Origin of the sequence: Ruminiclostridium cellobioparum subsp. termitidis CT1112, from assembly GCF_000350485.1 — a bacterium.
Lineage (GTDB): Bacteria > Bacillota > Clostridia > Acetivibrionales > DSM-1351 > Ruminiclostridium > Ruminiclostridium termitidis.
The window spans coordinates 38894-55943 of the sequence record NZ_AORV01000070.1 but is presented as its reverse complement, the minus strand read 5'-3'; the positions used below and the strand labels follow the sequence as shown (position 1 = coordinate 55943).

13 protein-coding genes and 4 pseudogenes are annotated in these 17050 nt (G+C 35.2%); 8 read left to right on the top strand and 9 right to left on the bottom strand.

Features of this window, described 5'->3' with window-relative positions; all coding sequences use genetic code 11:
- Nucleotides 1-10: 10 nt before the first annotated feature.
- Nucleotides 11-436 (top strand): hypothetical protein, encoded by a 426-nt coding sequence (locus CTER_RS25415; RefSeq protein WP_004630718.1) that lies wholly within the window; start codon nt 11-13, stop codon nt 434-436.
- Between the two features lie 202 nt (nt 437-638).
- A pseudogene (locus CTER_RS25410) lies at nt 639-917 on the top strand (transposase domain-containing protein); the annotation flags it as partial.
- A 406-nt stretch (nt 918-1323) separates the two neighbouring features.
- Here the strand turns inward: CTER_RS25410 and CTER_RS25405 are convergent.
- From CTER_RS25405 to CTER_RS28490, 9 genes and pseudogenes are all read right to left on the bottom strand, one after another.
- Nucleotides 1324-1623, bottom strand: a complete 300-nt coding sequence (locus tag CTER_RS25405; RefSeq protein WP_004630727.1) for a hypothetical protein — start codon at nt 1621-1623, stop codon at nt 1324-1326.
- A pseudogene (istB, locus tag CTER_RS25400) lies at nt 1620-2414 on the bottom strand (IS21-like element helper ATPase IstB); the annotation flags it as partial. The gene CTER_RS25405 and the pseudogene istB, both read right to left, overlap by 4 nt.
- A gap of 28 nt (nt 2415-2442) precedes the next feature.
- On the bottom strand, nt 2443-2673 hold the full coding sequence (locus tag CTER_RS27290) for a hypothetical protein (RefSeq protein WP_051066703.1): 231 nt from the start codon (nt 2671-2673) through the stop codon (nt 2443-2445).
- Between the two features lie 41 nt (nt 2674-2714).
- Nucleotides 2715-3089: a Mu transposase domain-containing protein gene (locus CTER_RS27285; protein ID WP_051066701.1), complete on the bottom strand. Its 375-nt coding sequence runs from the start codon at nt 3087-3089 to the stop codon at nt 2715-2717.
- Nucleotides 3065-3502, bottom strand: coding sequence for a hypothetical protein (locus tag CTER_RS27280; RefSeq protein ID WP_423219210.1), 438 nt, complete (start codon nt 3500-3502; stop codon nt 3065-3067). The genes CTER_RS27285 and CTER_RS27280 overlap by 25 nt, the downstream gene beginning before the upstream one ends.
- Nucleotides 3502-3940: pseudogene (locus CTER_RS27855) on the bottom strand (transposase); the annotation flags it as partial. The gene CTER_RS27280 and the pseudogene CTER_RS27855, both read right to left, overlap by 1 nt.
- Nucleotides 3865-4200 (bottom strand): IS66 family insertion sequence element accessory protein TnpB, encoded by a 336-nt coding sequence (gene tnpB / locus CTER_RS29335; RefSeq protein WP_040762149.1) that lies wholly within the window; start codon nt 4198-4200, stop codon nt 3865-3867. The gene tnpB and the pseudogene CTER_RS27855, both read right to left, overlap by 76 nt.
- Entirely contained in the window at nt 4193-4549 is a 357-nt protein-coding gene (gene tnpA / locus CTER_RS25385; protein WP_004630700.1) for an IS66 family insertion sequence element accessory protein TnpA, read from the bottom strand. Before tnpA ends, tnpB begins: the two co-directional genes overlap by 8 nt.
- Nucleotides 4550-4800: 251 nt before the next feature.
- Nucleotides 4801-4916: pseudogene (locus tag CTER_RS28490) on the bottom strand (IS66 family transposase); the annotation flags it as partial.
- Nucleotides 4917-5176: 260 nt separating this feature from the next.
- Here CTER_RS28490 and CTER_RS25380 point away from each other — a divergent pair.
- The 6 genes from CTER_RS25380 (at nt 5177) to CTER_RS25355 (ending at nt 16672) form a co-directional block, all read left to right on the top strand.
- Nucleotides 5177-6787, top strand: a complete 1611-nt coding sequence (locus CTER_RS25380; RefSeq protein ID WP_004630728.1) for a response regulator transcription factor — start codon at nt 5177-5179, stop codon at nt 6785-6787.
- Between the two features lie 25 nt (nt 6788-6812).
- The gene (locus CTER_RS25375; RefSeq protein ID WP_004630743.1) at nt 6813-9536 is read left to right on the top strand and encodes a sensor histidine kinase; all 2724 of its coding nucleotides are present in this window, start codon (nt 6813-6815) and stop codon (nt 9534-9536) included.
- A gap of 436 nt (nt 9537-9972) precedes the next feature.
- Nucleotides 9973-10746 (top strand): ABC transporter permease, encoded by a 774-nt coding sequence (locus CTER_RS25370; RefSeq protein ID WP_200859498.1) that lies wholly within the window; start codon nt 9973-9975, stop codon nt 10744-10746.
- 20 nt (nt 10747-10766) lie between these two features.
- Nucleotides 10767-11633 carry a carbohydrate ABC transporter permease gene (locus CTER_RS25365; RefSeq protein ID WP_004630701.1) on the top strand — a complete coding sequence of 289 codons (867 nt, stop codon included), beginning with the start codon at nt 10767-10769 and terminating at the stop codon, nt 11631-11633.
- 62 nt (nt 11634-11695) lie between these two features.
- Nucleotides 11696-13363 (top strand): type 2 periplasmic-binding domain-containing protein, encoded by a 1668-nt coding sequence (locus CTER_RS25360; RefSeq protein WP_004630738.1) that lies wholly within the window; start codon nt 11696-11698, stop codon nt 13361-13363.
- Nucleotides 13364-13504: 141 nt separating this feature from the next.
- Entirely contained in the window at nt 13505-16672 is a 3168-nt protein-coding gene (locus CTER_RS25355) for a galactose-binding domain-containing protein (protein ID WP_004630707.1), read from the top strand.
- Nucleotides 16673-17050 lie beyond the last annotated feature (378 nt).

Genomic DNA, 17050 nt, shown 5'->3' with positions numbered 1-17050 from the left:
GAATTTGAAAATGCAGACACATAATTGGGATATAGTTCCTGGCAATGCGGTAGGTAAATTTAATTTAGGAGTAGATATACAAGAACTTAAAAGGTCCATTGATTTTAATTATACAGAACATGTAGACAAAGATGTTATAATTTTAAAGAATGAAATAATTGAGTTTACTACAAATCTAATACGTAATGAATATAAATTAGTTCAAATAGCGCTAATGAATAATTTCCCAAGCAAATTTCTTGGGAAAATAGGAATAGGTTCAAAATTGTCAGATTTTAAAGATATTCTGGAATATTACTTTGATGAGGAAATGCTAAATAATTATCACATGTACTATTTTGTTTCATCAAAATATCCAGGAATAAGTTTTATTACAGAAAAGCCTTGGGATGAAAATACACAGGTAGTCAGAATAACAATAGAGAATCCTAATTAATTAAGGAGGTGAAAGAAAAACTGTAGATCCTTCAGGATACTGGGCGCAAAAAAATATACTTGTGCCTGGCATTTACTCCTGACAAGGAAAAGCGCATCTATTGGATATTTTCGGATAAAAAAATGTCAGTGTATATTTCACCGGCTATACGCCTGACATGTTCAAAAGTAATGTAAATAGTGAAATGATAAGGAAGATTTTTTTGGATAACAATGCTTGCGAATCCGCAATTCGCGGATTTTGTATTGGAAAGAACAATTGGCACCTGATCGATACAATTGAAGGAGCAAAAGCCAGCGCCATAATTTACAGTCTGGCTGAAACAGCTAAGGCTAATAATCTGAAACCATACAAGTACTTTGACCTTCTTTTGACAGAGATTCCAAGGCACATGGATGATACCAACCTTGAGTTCTTAGATAATCTTCTTCCTTGGTCTGAAGTACTTCCAGAGGACTGTCGGAAGTTAAAAACACAATAATTTAGCCGCCTAAATTGGCGGCTTTGTTTATACATGTACGCATGGTTTACCATTTACGCAATACTTATGAAGTAACCGTCAAATAAAAAGGTGTATAGAAAAAGCCGGAAAGTTGATATATAATAATCACTTTTCGGCTTTAGTACAAAACGCTTGTACATCCGGACTCCATGGTAGAAGCTCTTCAAGAAATTCAGGCTCTTCATTGAATTGTAATCCAGGCATAAAATTTAAAATATATCTTAAATACTCTGTTGTTGTCAATAAAAATGTGCAAAAAAGGCGGAGAAAATTAAGCAGCTTAAAAATTCACGTAAATATTCAAATAATTTTTCGGCGGAAAAAAGTGAGCAGTTTTGGACGGTATCTGCTCACTTTTAATCAACCCGAATCTATGTGTCACTTTTTACTGGCAATCCAGAAATTTTTCATATTTTTGATATGCTTTAAAATCTGAAAAATCTAGCTGAAAGTCGCTGTAAAGATCAATAAACGGAAGATTCTCATCATCCCCAGTAACTCCACTTAATACTTTGATTGTTAATGGCTTTCCAAAGCTTGATAATATTGTCAGCCAAATCAGATACCCATTCAACAGCACCTGAAGGAGTTCAATAATTTCATTTTCTTCAATTTCTCTATCTTGTTCAGCTTCAAGAAAGTTGTAATAGAAATCTAGCAACTCATCATATGTAGGGAGGTTCATTCTCCAACACCTCCTTCGGGTTCGATATACTGATCCCCTTGTTCCTCTGTTAGGGATAGTTTTCTTGGCCGTCCTCTCTTTTCTGAGTTTAAGAGAATTCCTTCACGTTCACGCATTCTGTAACTATCACCGTTGATAACAATAAAATTACAGTGGTGGACGAACCTATCCAAAATTGCAGTAGCTAAAACCGGATCAAAAAGAATTTTACCCCATTCTTCAAAAGTTTTGTTGGAAGTAATAACTGTTGATCGCTGTTCATAACGTTTTGCAATGACTTCATAAAAGTCATCAACACTGTTCTGGTTTAACTTTTTAAGTCCAAGTTCATCAATAATCAATAAATTGCACTGTGTATACTTTTTTAGTTTTTGAGAAAAGGAATTGTCTGCTCTGGACATATATAGATCTTCCAGCATATCAGTTAGAGTGAGAAAAAGTACAGAATACCCTTGAATAACAGCTTTTATGCCAATGGATATTGCAAGGTGGGTTTTTCCAGTGCCTGGTGGCCCAATAAATGCGATGTTTTCCTTTTTTCGGACGAAATCACAAGACCCCAGCTGATAAATAGTCTGTCGGTTTATGCTTGGTTGATAGTTGAAATTGAACTCTTCAATAGTCTTTTGCTGTGGAAATTTCGCTTGCTGAAGACGTTTATGGTTCCCGTTGTTTGTTCGGTTCATAAGTTCATCATTTATGAGTATTTCAAGGAACTCTTGATAAGACAGTTTTTCCTTGATTGACTGCTCTATTCTCATGTCAGCAGTTTTAGTAATCCCTGATAAGTGAAGTTTTTTAAGCTATCCTTGCAATGAATCATTCATTTTCAATCACTCCCAAAGCTGTCATCTGATCATAGGAGGATAAATTTCTTGTGATTTCAGTTTCTTCAATGACTTCATTACTGCTTGAACTGTCATCATCGACAGGAAGCAGGATTAGTCCGCGTTCATAGATTTTTTTAACAGTTCCATAGTTAATCGAATTGTAGTACAGTGCTCTGCGACATGCTTGGTCAATCGTTGTATTATCGTAATTCTTTCTCAATGCAAGAACCCTGGATATATTATGATATAGATATTTGCCGACTAAACCTTTACGGCAAAAGCATAAAAGAAATTCAAAGCATATGATCCGATTTCTTTCATATCGACCTTCTGCCTTGACAATATCTCTTGGACTGTAATATTCTTGGAATCAGGGTAATGTTCAGTATTTGTGATGTGGTCGCCTTTGGAATCTTTGCACAAATTATGGAGGGCGATCTCTTCATTTTTGTAGAAAAATTTTAACAAATTGTTGATTTCAATGATGTCGACTTCACAACCGATATACGCATACGGTGCTGAATAGAAATTACCACCATATGCAACATGGCAGTTTGGAAGCACAGTTCCATGTGCTGTTTTTGAAAAGATAAAGTCTTCTTGCGGGAGTTTCAGAAGTTTAGGCTTTTCCACCATTTCAAACAGCTCTTCCGGAACTTTTTAATAGTTCCATGCATACGTTTGTTTGCAGTTTCAGAGAGCCAGAAAAAGAGAAATTTACGTGCTTCTTCAATATCTGAAAACTCTCTGCCTTTAAAACAATTGTCTTTCACATATTTCACATTTGATTCAACCTTACCTTTGTCTGTTGGGGTATAAACCCTGCAGGGCTGAGCAAAAAAAACATAATGTGCTGCAAATGCTGCATATGTCCTTTGTAAAACTGGCTCATAGGAATCAGCCTTAACTACAGCGGCCTTAAGATTATCAATTTTTACCGTTTCCGGAACTCCGCCAAAGAACTGAAATGCATCAACATGCGATTGGATAAACGATTTTACAGATTGGTCAAATACAATGCTTACATATATGTACCTTGAATAGCTCAATGCCATAATGAAAACCCATGCTTTTCTAGGCTTTCCTTTGGATGGCTGCTGTTTCTGGTTCGCTGGTAGTCATAAAGAATAATTGGAGGAGCATCATACATCTTTCCTGTGCGGTATACCCACATGTAACTTTTTGATCCTGTTGGTCTGCCATCTTTGGTTACCAATCACAGGGGTTTCATCCGTTTGTGATACCTTGCATTTATATAGTTCCTGGTGCAGACGGTCATATAAAAGTGATAAATACCTCTCTCCACAAAGGATAGTCCAGTTTGCCATTACCTGTCTTGAAATCATTACATCGTTTCTGGCAAATTCCTGTTCAATTCTGTTTAATGGAAGTGCATTAATGTACTTCGAGTTTAGGATGGCGGCCTCCAAAGAAGGGGTGACGATACTGTTACGAAGCAGATCATTTGGCCGATTTGCCTTAACAATCGCGCTTCCTTTTCACTACGCGGCCATTGAAACCGACCTCTTTCCAGACGTTTATACAAAAGAACAAAACCGTCTCCTTCCCACAAAATGGCTTTGATGCGATTCGTTTTTCTTCCGCAGATAAGAAAAATCGTGTTTTGAAACGGATTAAGCTTAAATTCATTTTGTACAATAGCTGCAAGACCATCAATTCCGCAACGCAGGTCGGTATATCCGCAGGAGATATATATTTGATCAAAGACACCAGCCCCATTAAACATGTCCTAGTACCTTTAATATACTGGCAAGCAACTCAGGTGATGTCTGATTTGAAAGCTCAAGGCGGGAGTTACCAATACTGAGAACCATAACAGGACTAAAATATTTATCAGTTCTGTTGTCTGACACTTTAAGTGGAACGAAAGCTGTATTCTGCATTGCTACTGGTAATTCAGAAGACAATGAACTTATTTCTTCACGAACCCTACGTTGCCAGTAAAAGAATTGTTTTTCATTAATGCTGTTTTCCTGACACCATGCTTTTACAGTCATACCACTATTGCGACATGCATGGATAATGGGAGCCCACTGAGAAAGGCGGTACTCATGCGTTAATTTTTGTGCATCCATAATGAATTCTCCTTGAAATTAACAAGTTTACTCAAAAACTCATAAGAGTTTTTAAAGTTGAAGCTAAAACTATTCAGGAGTAATTATCACATGGCTGATGCCGTCAGTCGAGGTACTCATGGTTTACCACTTACCTTAATCCCGACATTATTTTGCTCGCACCATAAGGAGAAATTTAATTATGTTGGAGGTAGCTATGTAAACAAAACGGCCGGAGTCGGACTTTGACCGGAAGTGTAGACCCACATTCATGATTCTGTAGTTGCTTTCCGACCAGGTTCTTTTAATACCTGAAGGACGGTTTCGTCTGCATAAATCAACGGTTCGGTCACCAGATTCTCTTTATGGCATCATACATTGGTTCGAGTCATTCATGATCTAACAGAAAGTTTATTGCTTTTATCTTAAATTTGTCGTAATAACTTGATATAATAATTATAACAAAATTAAAAATTTTTTTTATTAAGACTCAGTTGGATGGACTTCTAACATCTTTAAGAAACAGGACTAGGGAAAACTAACACTGTTTATTTTATTTGCTCAGATCCATAAAATTACCAGTTATTTGTACAACTATCAGAGGTAATGGTATTCAAGAAAACAAGAGTATATTAAGGGAGGCCTGGTATGTATAAACTTCTTATAGCAGAGGATGAAGAAATATTCAGAAAAGTACTACCATCAATTATTGATTGGAATTCAATAGGATTTGAGATAATTGGGGTAGTAGAAGATGGATTTGAAGCTCTAAAACTTTTGGAACAAGTAGAAGTTGACGTTATCTTGACGGATATACGTATGCCGCATATAAATGGGTTGGAACTGGCAATGGAAGTGAAAAGCAGATTTCCAAGGATAAAAACCATTCTCCTCAGTGCATTCAATGAGTTCGAGTATGCCAGAAAAGGGATTGACTGCGGTGTATATGGATATCTTTTAAAATCTGATGATGAGGAAAGCATTGAAAAGTACTTTGTTAAACTTTCAAAAGTGTTATCACAAGAAAACCTGATAGGAAAAAACGATGAAAGCCTGTGGGGTTATAGAGAAGCGTTTTTGAAAGATATAATCAGTAATAAAGATTTTGATATAAATACTATTTTGGAGCGGGGAAAATTGGTTTATATAGACATACCTGCTGATAAAATTCTCATATCAGTTATAAGGCTGGATGAATACAATAGTATAGTTCAAACATATAGTGCTGGAAAGGTAAAAAGTATTATTAAAACAATAAGGACATTTTTGGTTAAAAATGTTGAATTGAAAAAAATGGGTTATATCATTGAACTTGATGATATGATATGTATAATATGGAATCAACCTGAGGCGGTTTTCAAACAAAATGTAGAAGCATTATTTGAAGAACTTACAATTGAGATGTCCATTTCGGAAGTTATTCACGGTAAAGAACTAACAGTGACTTTTGTATGCAGTGGATCTATAAATGAATTTCTTAGCATTGGACAAGTTTATAATAATATACTTAAGGCGTTTAAACATAGAACATATCTTGGCGGAAATAAAATCTTATTCATTACCGATTTTAAAGACAGAAATGAACCTGTAATGACTTTCGGTGAAGAGAATAATATTATAAGGAAAACTCAAGGATTAATACAAGATGAAAACTCAAACAGTGTTATACAATATTTCGACGAGCTGGAGGAAGAATTGGTAAAAAAATGTTTTACAGATATTAACCAAATTATTACCTTGAGTATTAAGATTATATTAACAGTTTCCAGTGATGTGGGGAGAATGAGAGGAAACAGCAGCCATGAGTTTTTTACAAAGTTTAGTTACCAGATAAGAGAAATTGGCTATTGTGAAACTATAGCATCTGTTTTTGGGCAGATTAAGGCATTCCTTGCCGAAGTAATTGTTCTGCTGAACAGGGAAAACTCTCCGATTAATAAAAAAATTATAGAAGAGGCTGTTAGATTTATTCAAGAGAACTATGCCAAATCCATTAACCTGGAAAGTGTTGCAAAACATGTAAATGTCCATCCTGTCCATCTTTCCAGACTGTTCAGCCAGGATATGGGAAAGACCTTTAAAAGTGTGCTTACAGATATTAGGATTGATGAAGCGAAAAAAATGTTGATGGATATTAATAATAAGGTTTATGAAGTTGCGTTTGCGGTAGGTTATGAAAACCCGAGGTATTTTAGTGAACTATTTAAAAATACTACTAATCTGACACCTGTTGAATACAGAGAAAAATTCAAATGCTGATTTCCAAGGAAGGTTGCGTCCAATTATGAAAATAAGCTTTAAGCATACTCTTCGGGGCAAAACTGTAATTTATGGAACTATTCTGTCAATGCTGGCTGTACTTCTTACAATTGCATCAGGTTATTTTGTAAGCCATAAGCTTACTAAAAATCAATTTGATTATGTTAATAAAATTACAACAAGCGCTGCAGTAGAAAGAACAAATATGTATATGGGTGAAATTGCCATGACTTTCAATTCGGCAATGAATAGCGACGCATTCGATATTCTTGTAAGCAGCAAATATACCAGCGATTATAATTTATTTAAGGCACAGAATGACTATGAAACATATTTAAAAAGGTTAATTTCGTTAAATGATAAAATTGATGCGTTAGTGCTGGTAAACAATAATAACGATATATTTATAAACATTGGAAATGTGGTAGGTAAAGATTTCAGCGAATACAAAGCTCCTGAATTTATCAAAAAAGTTCAGGACTATGTAAAAGTAAGCGGCAATACAAATCAAGTTTATCTTAATAGGTATTCCAGAAACATTTATGATAGAATTTCTGTTATTAACCCTGTTATTAATCCCGAAAATATGCAAGTTGAAGCAATAGTTATAGCTGTATTAAGTAAGAAACTTACAGAAGACCTGCAGTTTGCCGGAGGAACAATCAATCTTGCCGATGGAGCAGGAAATTATGCCACGGTTATAAATCAGGATAACTCGGAAATATTAGAGGACAATCAGTATACCTTTAAGAATAAGTTGAATTTTAATGGTTGGACCATTTATAATTCTTATAAATTTGACAAGATACAAAATTTATTAAATCTTTATTTTTTATCTATTATAAAATATGGATTATTGTATATTTTTCTATCCTTAATATTATTATTGTGGATAAGCAAACTTTTGGTTAAGCCAATCAGCAAGATGGAAAGAGAAATAGGGAACTTAAATGAGCATGTTATTGAAAATAAACCGATTAATTTAAAAAAGAGAAAATTTGGTTTCAAATCGACTATTTTAATATTATACACGGTTATTGTTACTATTCCTGTTGTATGGTTTACAACAGGGGCTTATATAAATTCCAATAACATTATTGAGAACAGATTAGGTTCAGTCTTTGAATATGGAGCCAAAATTTTATATCAGCATATTGATTTTATCTTCAGTAATTATTATAAAAAGGGAGCGGAAATTGCAGTGTATAATAATAAGGTACAGACATACATGGATGAAATGAACAACTCTGAAACAAAGAGCAGCCTTCAGTATGTACTGAATGATTTCCTATTGTCTAACAATTTTGCAGGAAATAAAATATCAAATGTTTCTATATTAGACAAATCTTTTAATATTATGTGTTCGTCAATATATAACAAGTCTCTTACATTAAATACTATTGAGAAAAAGGATTTTGAATATCTGAATAACAATTATGGAAGATCTTTATGGAAGTACTATACAGATACAAGTTTGAATAATAGTTTTGTAAGGATTGGAATGAGTATTAGAGGAAATGGCCAGGATGTGGAAGCGGGAAAACTTTTGGGCTATATGTTTATGGATTTTGAATCCTCCGAAATAAAGCAAATGCTGGATAACTTCTCTCAATACAGTAATGTATGGGTATACCTGACTGATGAAAATGGGCAGAATACAATTGGAAAGGATGACATTATTCCCCGAACAGAGGATATTATACAGTTAGGTATTGGATTATCTCAGGACAAAGGTAAAGAAAGGGTATCCTTTAAATCTGATGGAAACAGCTACATCATGATTGTAAAAGATTTTAATTTGAACAGTTTTAAGCTTATATATATACTTAAAAATTTTGATGAAGGAAGATCAATACTGTATACCAGCATTACAATACTTGCAATACTGATTTTCTTAAGCCTTATATTCTCTTATGGCTTTTCAGTTATGTTATCAAGAAATTTTACAAAATTGCTGAAAACTATATTAAAAATCAAGGCAGGGGATTTAAATGCCCGATTTAAAAGCAGTACTGTAGATGAGATTGGAGTTCTGGGGGATAGCTTTAATGAGATGTTGGATCAATTAAATAGAATGATAGATGAAAAGTATATTTCAGAGGTTAGGCTTAAGGACGCAGAGATAAAGGCCAGGGAGTATGAGTTAAATCTTCTTCAAGCGCAGATTAACCCGCACTTCTTGTATAATACGCTAAAAACCGCACAGTACATGGTATATGATGGTGATCCAAGAGCTGAAAAAATGATCAAGTTACTTATTGCACTTTTTAAGACAGGTATTACCAGAGAAGAAAAACTTGTTTGCGTAAAAGATGAAATTGATCATGTAAAGACTTATATTGATATCCAGCAAATGAGATTTTCTAATAAGTTTGATGTTATATATAATATAAGCGATGATCTGATGAAATTTAAAATACTTAAGCTTATCCTGCAGCCGTTAGTTGAAAATGCCATATACCACGGTTTGGAATTAAAAGCTGGTAAAGGTGAAATTAGAGTTGATGCGATTAAATATGATAATATGATTGTGTTCAAAATCAAGGATAATGGATTGGGTATTAATACCAATAAGCTCAATGATATAAAAGAACAGCTAAATGGAAAGAGCCAAAGTAAAAGCATAGGGTTAATTAATGTAAACGAAAGAATAAAGCTCCATTTTGGAAATGAATATGGCCTGGATATTGAAAGTCAAGAAGGTGAGGGTACAGAAGTAACTGCCACCATTCCTGTTTTGACCGATTGATAAATAAATCATTCCAATCAGTTAAATTTACAATATGTTTTTTGAGGCAAAAATAGAAATTAATTGCCCTCGACCCTAATAAAAGGTTTGGGGGTTTTGTTTTGCCCTTTTTTGAATAATTCGGATATTAATCCTGTTAAGAAATCTGAATAAATGCTAAATTTCATTCGTGTTTTTATTATGTATACTTAGCTATAATATACACATACAATCGTAAGATACAATATAAACATAAGGGGAGAACAAGATGAGCTCGCAGCAGACCGGCACCGAATGCTATAAATCAATTGGCCGACGTTTCACGTTAGAGAAGAAACTAAAATTGATTTTATATCATAAATATTTATATCTAATGCTAATTCCAGTATTAATCTGGTATATAATTTTTTGTTATGTCCCGATGTATGGAATAGTCATTTCATTCCAGGATTATAGCATGAGTAAGGGCGTATTTGGAAGTACGTTTGTCGGGTTAACACATTTTAAGGAATTATGGCAGGATGAAGATTTTTGGAGGGCATTTTGGAACACCGCAATAATTGCTGTTTACAGAATAGTAATTGAATTTCCTATTTCTATTGTAGTGGCTTTATTATTAAATGAAATACGGCATATAAAGGTTAGAAAAACAATTCAAACCATAGTATACTTACCTCATTTTCTATCATGGGTAATAGTAGCATCCATATTCATGACCTTATTAAGTCCCGAGAGCGGCATTATTAATGCTATATGTACAGGTATGGGTATAAATACACCGGATATCATCTCAAATCCAAATATGTTCCGTGGAGTTCTTATATGGTCTGATGTCTGGAAAGAGGCAGGATTTTCTTCAATAATTTACGTTGCAGCTATGGCGAGTATAGACGCTGAGCTTTACGAGGCAACAGATATAGACGGAGCAAGCCGGTGGCAGCAGATATGGTATGTCACATTACCCGGAATAAGGAATATCATTGTCATTATGTTTATTCTTATGCTGGGTCAGGTTCTGACATGGGGTTTTGATCAGGTTTACAATTTTTATAATCCAATGGTATATGACAAGGGCGATATTATAGATACTTATATTTTCAGGACAGCCTTGAGCGATAATAAGTTCAGTTTTGCAGCTGCCGCAAGTATGTTTAAGTCATTAATTTGTATGACATTGCTGGTTGTATCGAACTCTGTTGTTAAAAAATTAGGCGAAGAAAGTATCTATTAAGGATTATAAGGAGGACACTTATGAAATCAAGATTTAAATTTGGAATAGCTGATATATTAATCTATCTGGTATTAATTATTTTTTCGTTGGCCATTCTGTTACCTATGTGGCACATATTTGTCATTTCAACGTCTTCACCAGAGGTATATTTGAGGGATACATACCATTTGGTGCCTAAAAGTTTTAGCTTAGACGAGTATAAGAGGGCATTCTCCAGTCTGGGTGGTATCATAAATTCATTATTTGTCTCAATAAAGGTAACTGGCTTAGGCACGGCTTTAAGTATGCTGCTTACTTCTATGGGAGCATATGTTTTAAGTAAAAAGGGACTTCCCGGCCGTAATTTTTTGTTTAAGATATTGGTTTTTACAATGTTTTTCAGCGGAGGTTTAGTACCATTCTATGTACTTGTCAAAAATCTGCATCTGGACGATACAATTTTTGCCTTAACAATACCTCTGGCGATTTCAACCTATAACCTGATAATCATGAAAAACTACTTTGCAAGTCTCCCTGAAAGTCTGGAGGAAGCCGCCAAAATTGATGGTTATAATGATGTCCAGATTCTTTTTAAAATAATAATACCTGTTTCAAAGCCGGTATTTGCCGCTGTAAGCCTTTTCTATGGAGTAGCATACTGGAATGACTATTTCATGGCAACACTGTTTATTAGTTCAAATAATATGTATCCTCTACAAGTTGTTCTAAGACAGATGATTATACAAAATCTTGTTATGGCACAGGTAGGTGTAGCAACAGTGGCTTCCAATCCCGAACAGTTCAAAATGGCCTGTATAATTATCGGAATAATACCAGTTTTAATTATATATCCATTTGTTCAAAATTCTTTCAGTAAAGGTATTATGATGGGTGCCGTTAAAGGTTAATACAGCTACTTACATAGAAAAATCCACCGTAAAACGGTTGATTAATATAAAAGGAGGATAAAATGATGTACAAGAACATTTCAAAGTCATTGGCAATATTTTTATCAGTTGTAATCCTAACTGCTGTATTAAGCGGTTGCGGGAGCAATAAAGCAGCTGATGAAACAGCTGCAGTAAGCAGTAGTTCTGCAAGTACTAGTTCGAAAGAGGTAGAAAAGGCGGCTACTGAGCCTGTTACTATCCGATGGGTCAGAGCCGCAAATGAACAGGATCCTACCAAGGACAGAATTTTGATTGAATTACAGAAGAAAACAAATACTAAGCTGGATATCGTTACTTTTCCCTGGGATCAGTTTCCAAATAAACAGAATATAATGATGGCATCAGGAGAGCAGATAGATATATTGAACTGTGATGCGGGTAAAACCCTGAATGAGTGGGTAAAGAATGGTCTGGTTTTGGCATACGATGATTACTTGAAAGATGGTAAATATCCTTACGTGAGCTCAGTTATTAATGCGGATGTATATAAGCTGCTGAAAGTTAACGGAAAAGCATATTATAAACCGATAGGCTTATGTCCGCAGCAATGGGCATACATAATCCGTCAGGATTGGCTGGATAATCTTGGGATGAAGATCCCAACAAATATTGATGAGTTGTATCAGGTAATCAAAGCCTTTAAGGAAAACGATCCGGACAAGAACGGTAAAAATGACACTTACGGTTGGTTTGCAATGGAAAATGGGAAGGTTGATCCTGCAGATGTATTCCAATTTATAAACAGGGCATATGCTGTTAATGCCGGTTCGGGAAAGTGGGTTGAAAAGGCTGATGGAACTGTAACCAGATGGGAAGTATCTGATGGAGCTAAGGAAGCAACCAGATTTGTTAATAAAATTGTAAATGAAGGACTTATAAATAAAGATTGGTTAAGTTTGAAATTTGATTCTGCACAGGGACCGGAATCAGATGCATTTGCTCAAGGTAAATATGGTATAGCATTGACATCTATCCCAAATGTATTTGTTGATAAACTCAAAAAAATTAATCCTAATGCAAAAGTTTCAGCCTTTGCACCAATAAACGGAGTTAATGGAGTCCCGGCAAATGGAGGACATACAGGCGGATACTGGTGGGGTAATGTTATTCCAAGTACAAGCAAAAATCCTGAAAAGGCAATAGAACTTATGGATTATACTCTGTCACAAGAAGGCAGAGAGCTCACTGAGTTTGGTATAAAAGGTGTGCACTTTACAGAATTCAAAGAAGAGAACGGCGGAAGAGTATATTATATAAATAAGGCAGAGTGCGATAAGGATTGGGATACAAAAAAGAATGGTTACCTTTATCCTTTGACTTGGGGGGCTATGAATTATCATGAATATGCGTATATTCCGATAAAAGAACACAATTTCAACTATGATGAAGCTTTTAAGGACGTTAGGTCATGGTTGCCTGAAGATATGGCAACGGGACAGTTTGCAGACTGGCAGGCAAATAATGCAAAATATGCTATTGCAAGTCCTTTGACAAATGTAGTTGACGATTCAGTACTCGGTGATGCCAATAAACTGTTATCAATATTCGCGGAAGGGTATCTCAAGGCAGTAGTTGGAAATAGTAATGATTTTGATAAAGCATGGGGTGAAATGGTAGATAAATGGTTGAAAGCAGGCGGAGATCAGGTTATAAAGAATGGCAACGATTTTTATAAGGCCAACAAATAATGCAACAGATGCAGAGACTGCTGTAATATGTATTAATAAAGAGTAGCCTAAGAATAACTGAATGGGGTGTTATTGCTCCATTCAGTTATTCTTAGGAGATACTTTTGAGTATATCGTTATTTTAGTGAGGAGGTATTAATTGTGAGTAATAATTATGAAAAAAATACATATTTAATTGACCTGGCAGGACAATGGGATTTTCAACTTGATCCGGAGGATACAGGTTTCAAAAGCAAATGGTATATGGGTGAACTGGCCAATAAAGGTTTTTGCCTGCCTGGGACAACAAATGAAAATAAGCAGGGTGAACCGCTGAAAATGGATCCTGTCCTGGCAAAAGAAACAGTTAAATGTCTAAGACAGAAATACAGATATGTTGGGGCTGTGTGGTATCAAAGATCAATCAAAATCCCACTTGAGTGGAATGAAAAAAGGATAGTAATGTTTCTTGAAAGAGTGATGTATCAATCTATATTATGGATTGATGGAAATGAAGTTGGCCAGCAGGATAGCCTGTCGACCCCACATGTTTATGATATTTCTGATTATGTAATTCCGGGGCGAGAGCATAATCTGACTATAATGATTGATAATAGAGATATCCATAAAATAGGACCGCATCCAAGCGGATATACAGATGAAACACAGACTATATGGAATGGTATCGTTGGAAGAATGAGCATATATGCTACTGATAAGGTTTTTTTAAGTGATGTTCAGATTTACCCTGATATTATCAATAGAAAGGTTTTTTTAAAAACTAAAATAGAAAATTATACAAACTTAGATTTAGAATATACTCTTACAGTCAGCGTAAAAAGTATTTGTGATAATAATACTCATAGGATTGAACCAGCAATATTTAAAATAAATAATAAAGATGATGGTATTTTGCAATTTGAATACCAAATGGGAGAACATTTGCTTTTATGGGATGAATTTTCACCCAATCTTTATGAAATGGAATTATTGCTTTCAGGTGCAGGAGGACAACAGATTATTTCCGACAGAAAAAATGTAGTTTTCGGAATGAAGGAGTTCAAAGCTTCAGGTACACAGTTTACTGTAAATGGCAGAAAAACATTTCTCAGAGGAACATTGGATTGCTGTATTTACCCGTTAACAGGCTATCCGCCTATGGAGGCAGAGGATTGGCACAAAATATTTAAGACAGTTAAGGAATATGGACTTAACCATATAAGATTTCACTCGTGGTGTCCGCCTGAAGCTGCATTCAAAGCAGCAGATGAAATTGGAATATACTTGCAGATAGAAGGACCGGTATGGATGGATACATGGACCAATTATACCATAGGATGCTACCCGGAGCATTATTCATATCTGCCAGCTGAAGCGAGAAGGATTATCAGCACTTACGGTAATCATCCTTCCTTTTGTATGTTCAGCAATGGTAATGAACTAAATGGAGATTTTAATCTTCTGCATGACATTATTTCCATGCTTAAAAAAGAAGATGGCAGATTTGTTTATACCCTCACATCAAATTGGGACAGAGCAGCGGATGAAGCAGATGATTTTTTTGTAGCACAATCTGTAGATACGGTTGGAATAAGGGGACAGTATTATCTTGATAAAATGGCGGAAACTACTGAACTGGACTATGAAAATGGGGCTGCATTAAGAAATATACCAATTGTATCCCATGAAGTGGGACAATATTGTGTTTACCCTAACATGAATGAGATATCCAAATATAAGGGAGTGCTTAGACCGATTAACCTGGAGGCAATTTACAATGATCTGAAAAATATGAATATGCTTAAATATTCTGAAAACTTCATGAGAGGTTCAGGAAAGCTGGCACTACAGCTTTACAAGGATGAAATTGAAGCTGCCCTTCGGACTAATGGATTCGCGGGATTTCAACTTTTAGATATTCATGATTTTCCAGGACAAAGTACTGCCACTGTGGGTATACTGGACAGTTTCTGGGAGTCAAAGGGATTAGTTGAGCCTGAGAAATTTAGGCAGTTTTGCAGCCCAACAGTTCCACTCCTTCGAATGCATAAACGTATATACCTGAACGATGAAACCTTCGAGGCAGATTTGGAGTTTGCGCATTTTGGCAGTAGTGATATTAAGTCTTCGACAATATATTGGTGTATCAAAGATGAACAGGGTAAAGAACTGTTTTCGGAGAAAATAGACGGAATTTCAATACCCGTTGGAAATGGGAGCAAAGTATATTCTATCCGCGGCATAAGTCTTAACAGTGTGAAAAAAGCTTCCAAGCTTACAATATTTGCAGGTATGCAAGATGCCAACGTAACAAATTCATGGGATATATGGGTATACCCTATACAGGAATATATAGATGCAGATAAAATAAAAGAGAGTGATATATTATTTGCCAATAGCATTACTGCGGATGTTAAAGACCATCTGAAACATGGCGGAAATGTATTTTTGTCTCCTGAAACATCACTTCTTAGTACAGTTTATCCAGGTAAATTTTTTCCTGTATTTTGGAGCCCGGTACATTTTACAAGCAAAGATCCATGTGGTATATATTGTGACAATTCTCATGCTGTTTTTAAAGATTTTCCTACCGATTTCTATTCCAGTTATCAATGGAAGGATTTATTAGAAAACTCTGTATCTGTTTGCCTCGATAGCATGCCTGAAGGATATGAACCAATAGTACAGGTTATACCGAATTTCTTTAATAACCACAAGCTATCAAACCTCTTTGAAGCAAAGGCAGGCAATGGGAAACTGCTGGTTTGTTCGATGGATATTGAAAGTGAACTTGAAAAGCGTCCTGCTGCCAGGCAGCTAAGGCAAAGTATACTGAAATATATGGAGAGTTCATGTTTTGAACCTTCACAGGAACTTACTATTGAGCAAATAAGCTCTCTGTTTAATACAGACGAAAAAGTTAGTACAGATCTGCGAGATAATCTGGCGCTGAAGAAACCTGCTGTTTCAGACAGTGAAAAATCAACAAGTTATTCTGCTTTAAAAGGAAACGACGGTAATATATACAGTAGATGGTGTGCCAATGATGCACATGTAGGTCACTGGTGGCAGGTTGATCTTGGTGAAGTATATGCAATAACTGGCAGCAGGGTGGTGTTTGAAGAGGAAGGCAATTACCTATATGTTATTCAGGTCTCAGATGACGGACAAAACTGGAGACTGGCAGTGAATCAAACAGGCCAAACCAGCAGTGCACGTATAAGGGAGGATAGCTTCAGTGAAAAGGCCAGATATGTGAAGATAGTTTACAATGGATTGCCTGACGGAGGTTGGGCCGGCCATTGTGAGTTTGATGTTTATGGAGAATAGTAATATAGTTTATGGTAGAAAATTATAATAACATTGTCATAGCGGATAGGGCTTATCTAAAAAAATTAGTAGAAAGTTTATATGAGATAGACTAAGGATAAGGACATGTAAATATTATATCTGCTGACAAAGTTGTGAATAGGTGTAACGAAGGAAATTTCTTTTATAACCGGATGTCAGAATTTTATGACATCCGGTTATTTTGTCTCCAGCAATAACATTGTCAATAGAGGGTATTATTTTCAAATAAAGCACTAAATAATTACAAATATTGAATTATATGTAAAATAATGGTATGATATAATCAAACTAACGGTATAAATATACAATTTAGTGCAATACATATCTTTTATTTACAAAGTAGTGCAGAAAATATAT

Bases quoted from the DNA above. Each gene is read 5' to 3' on its own strand.
- tnpB (WP_040762149.1), bottom strand. From the start codon at position 4,200: ATGTTTAATGGGGCTGGTGTCTTTGATCAAATATATATCTCCTGCGGA.
- CTER_RS25360 (WP_004630738.1), top strand. From the start codon at position 11,696: ATGATGTACAAGAACATTTCAAAGTCATTGGCAATATTTTTATCAGTT.
- CTER_RS25405 (WP_004630727.1), bottom strand. From the start codon at position 1,623: ATGAACCTCCCTACATATGATGAGTTGCTAGATTTCTATTACAACTTT.
- tnpA (WP_004630700.1), bottom strand. From the start codon at position 4,549: ATGGATGCACAAAAATTAACGCATGAGTACCGCCTTTCTCAGTGGGCT.
- CTER_RS25415 (WP_004630718.1), top strand. From the start codon at position 11: ATGCAGACACATAATTGGGATATAGTTCCTGGCAATGCGGTAGGTAAA.
- CTER_RS25370 (WP_200859498.1), top strand. From the start codon at position 9,973: ATGAGTAAGGGCGTATTTGGAAGTACGTTTGTCGGGTTAACACATTTT.
- CTER_RS25375 (WP_004630743.1), top strand. From the start codon at position 6,813: ATGAAAATAAGCTTTAAGCATACTCTTCGGGGCAAAACTGTAATTTAT.
- CTER_RS25365 (WP_004630701.1), top strand. From the start codon at position 10,767: ATGAAATCAAGATTTAAATTTGGAATAGCTGATATATTAATCTATCTG.
- CTER_RS25380 (WP_004630728.1), top strand. From the start codon at position 5,177: ATGTATAAACTTCTTATAGCAGAGGATGAAGAAATATTCAGAAAAGTA.
- CTER_RS27285 (WP_051066701.1), bottom strand. From the start codon at position 3,089: ATGGTGGAAAAGCCTAAACTTCTGAAACTCCCGCAAGAAGACTTTATC.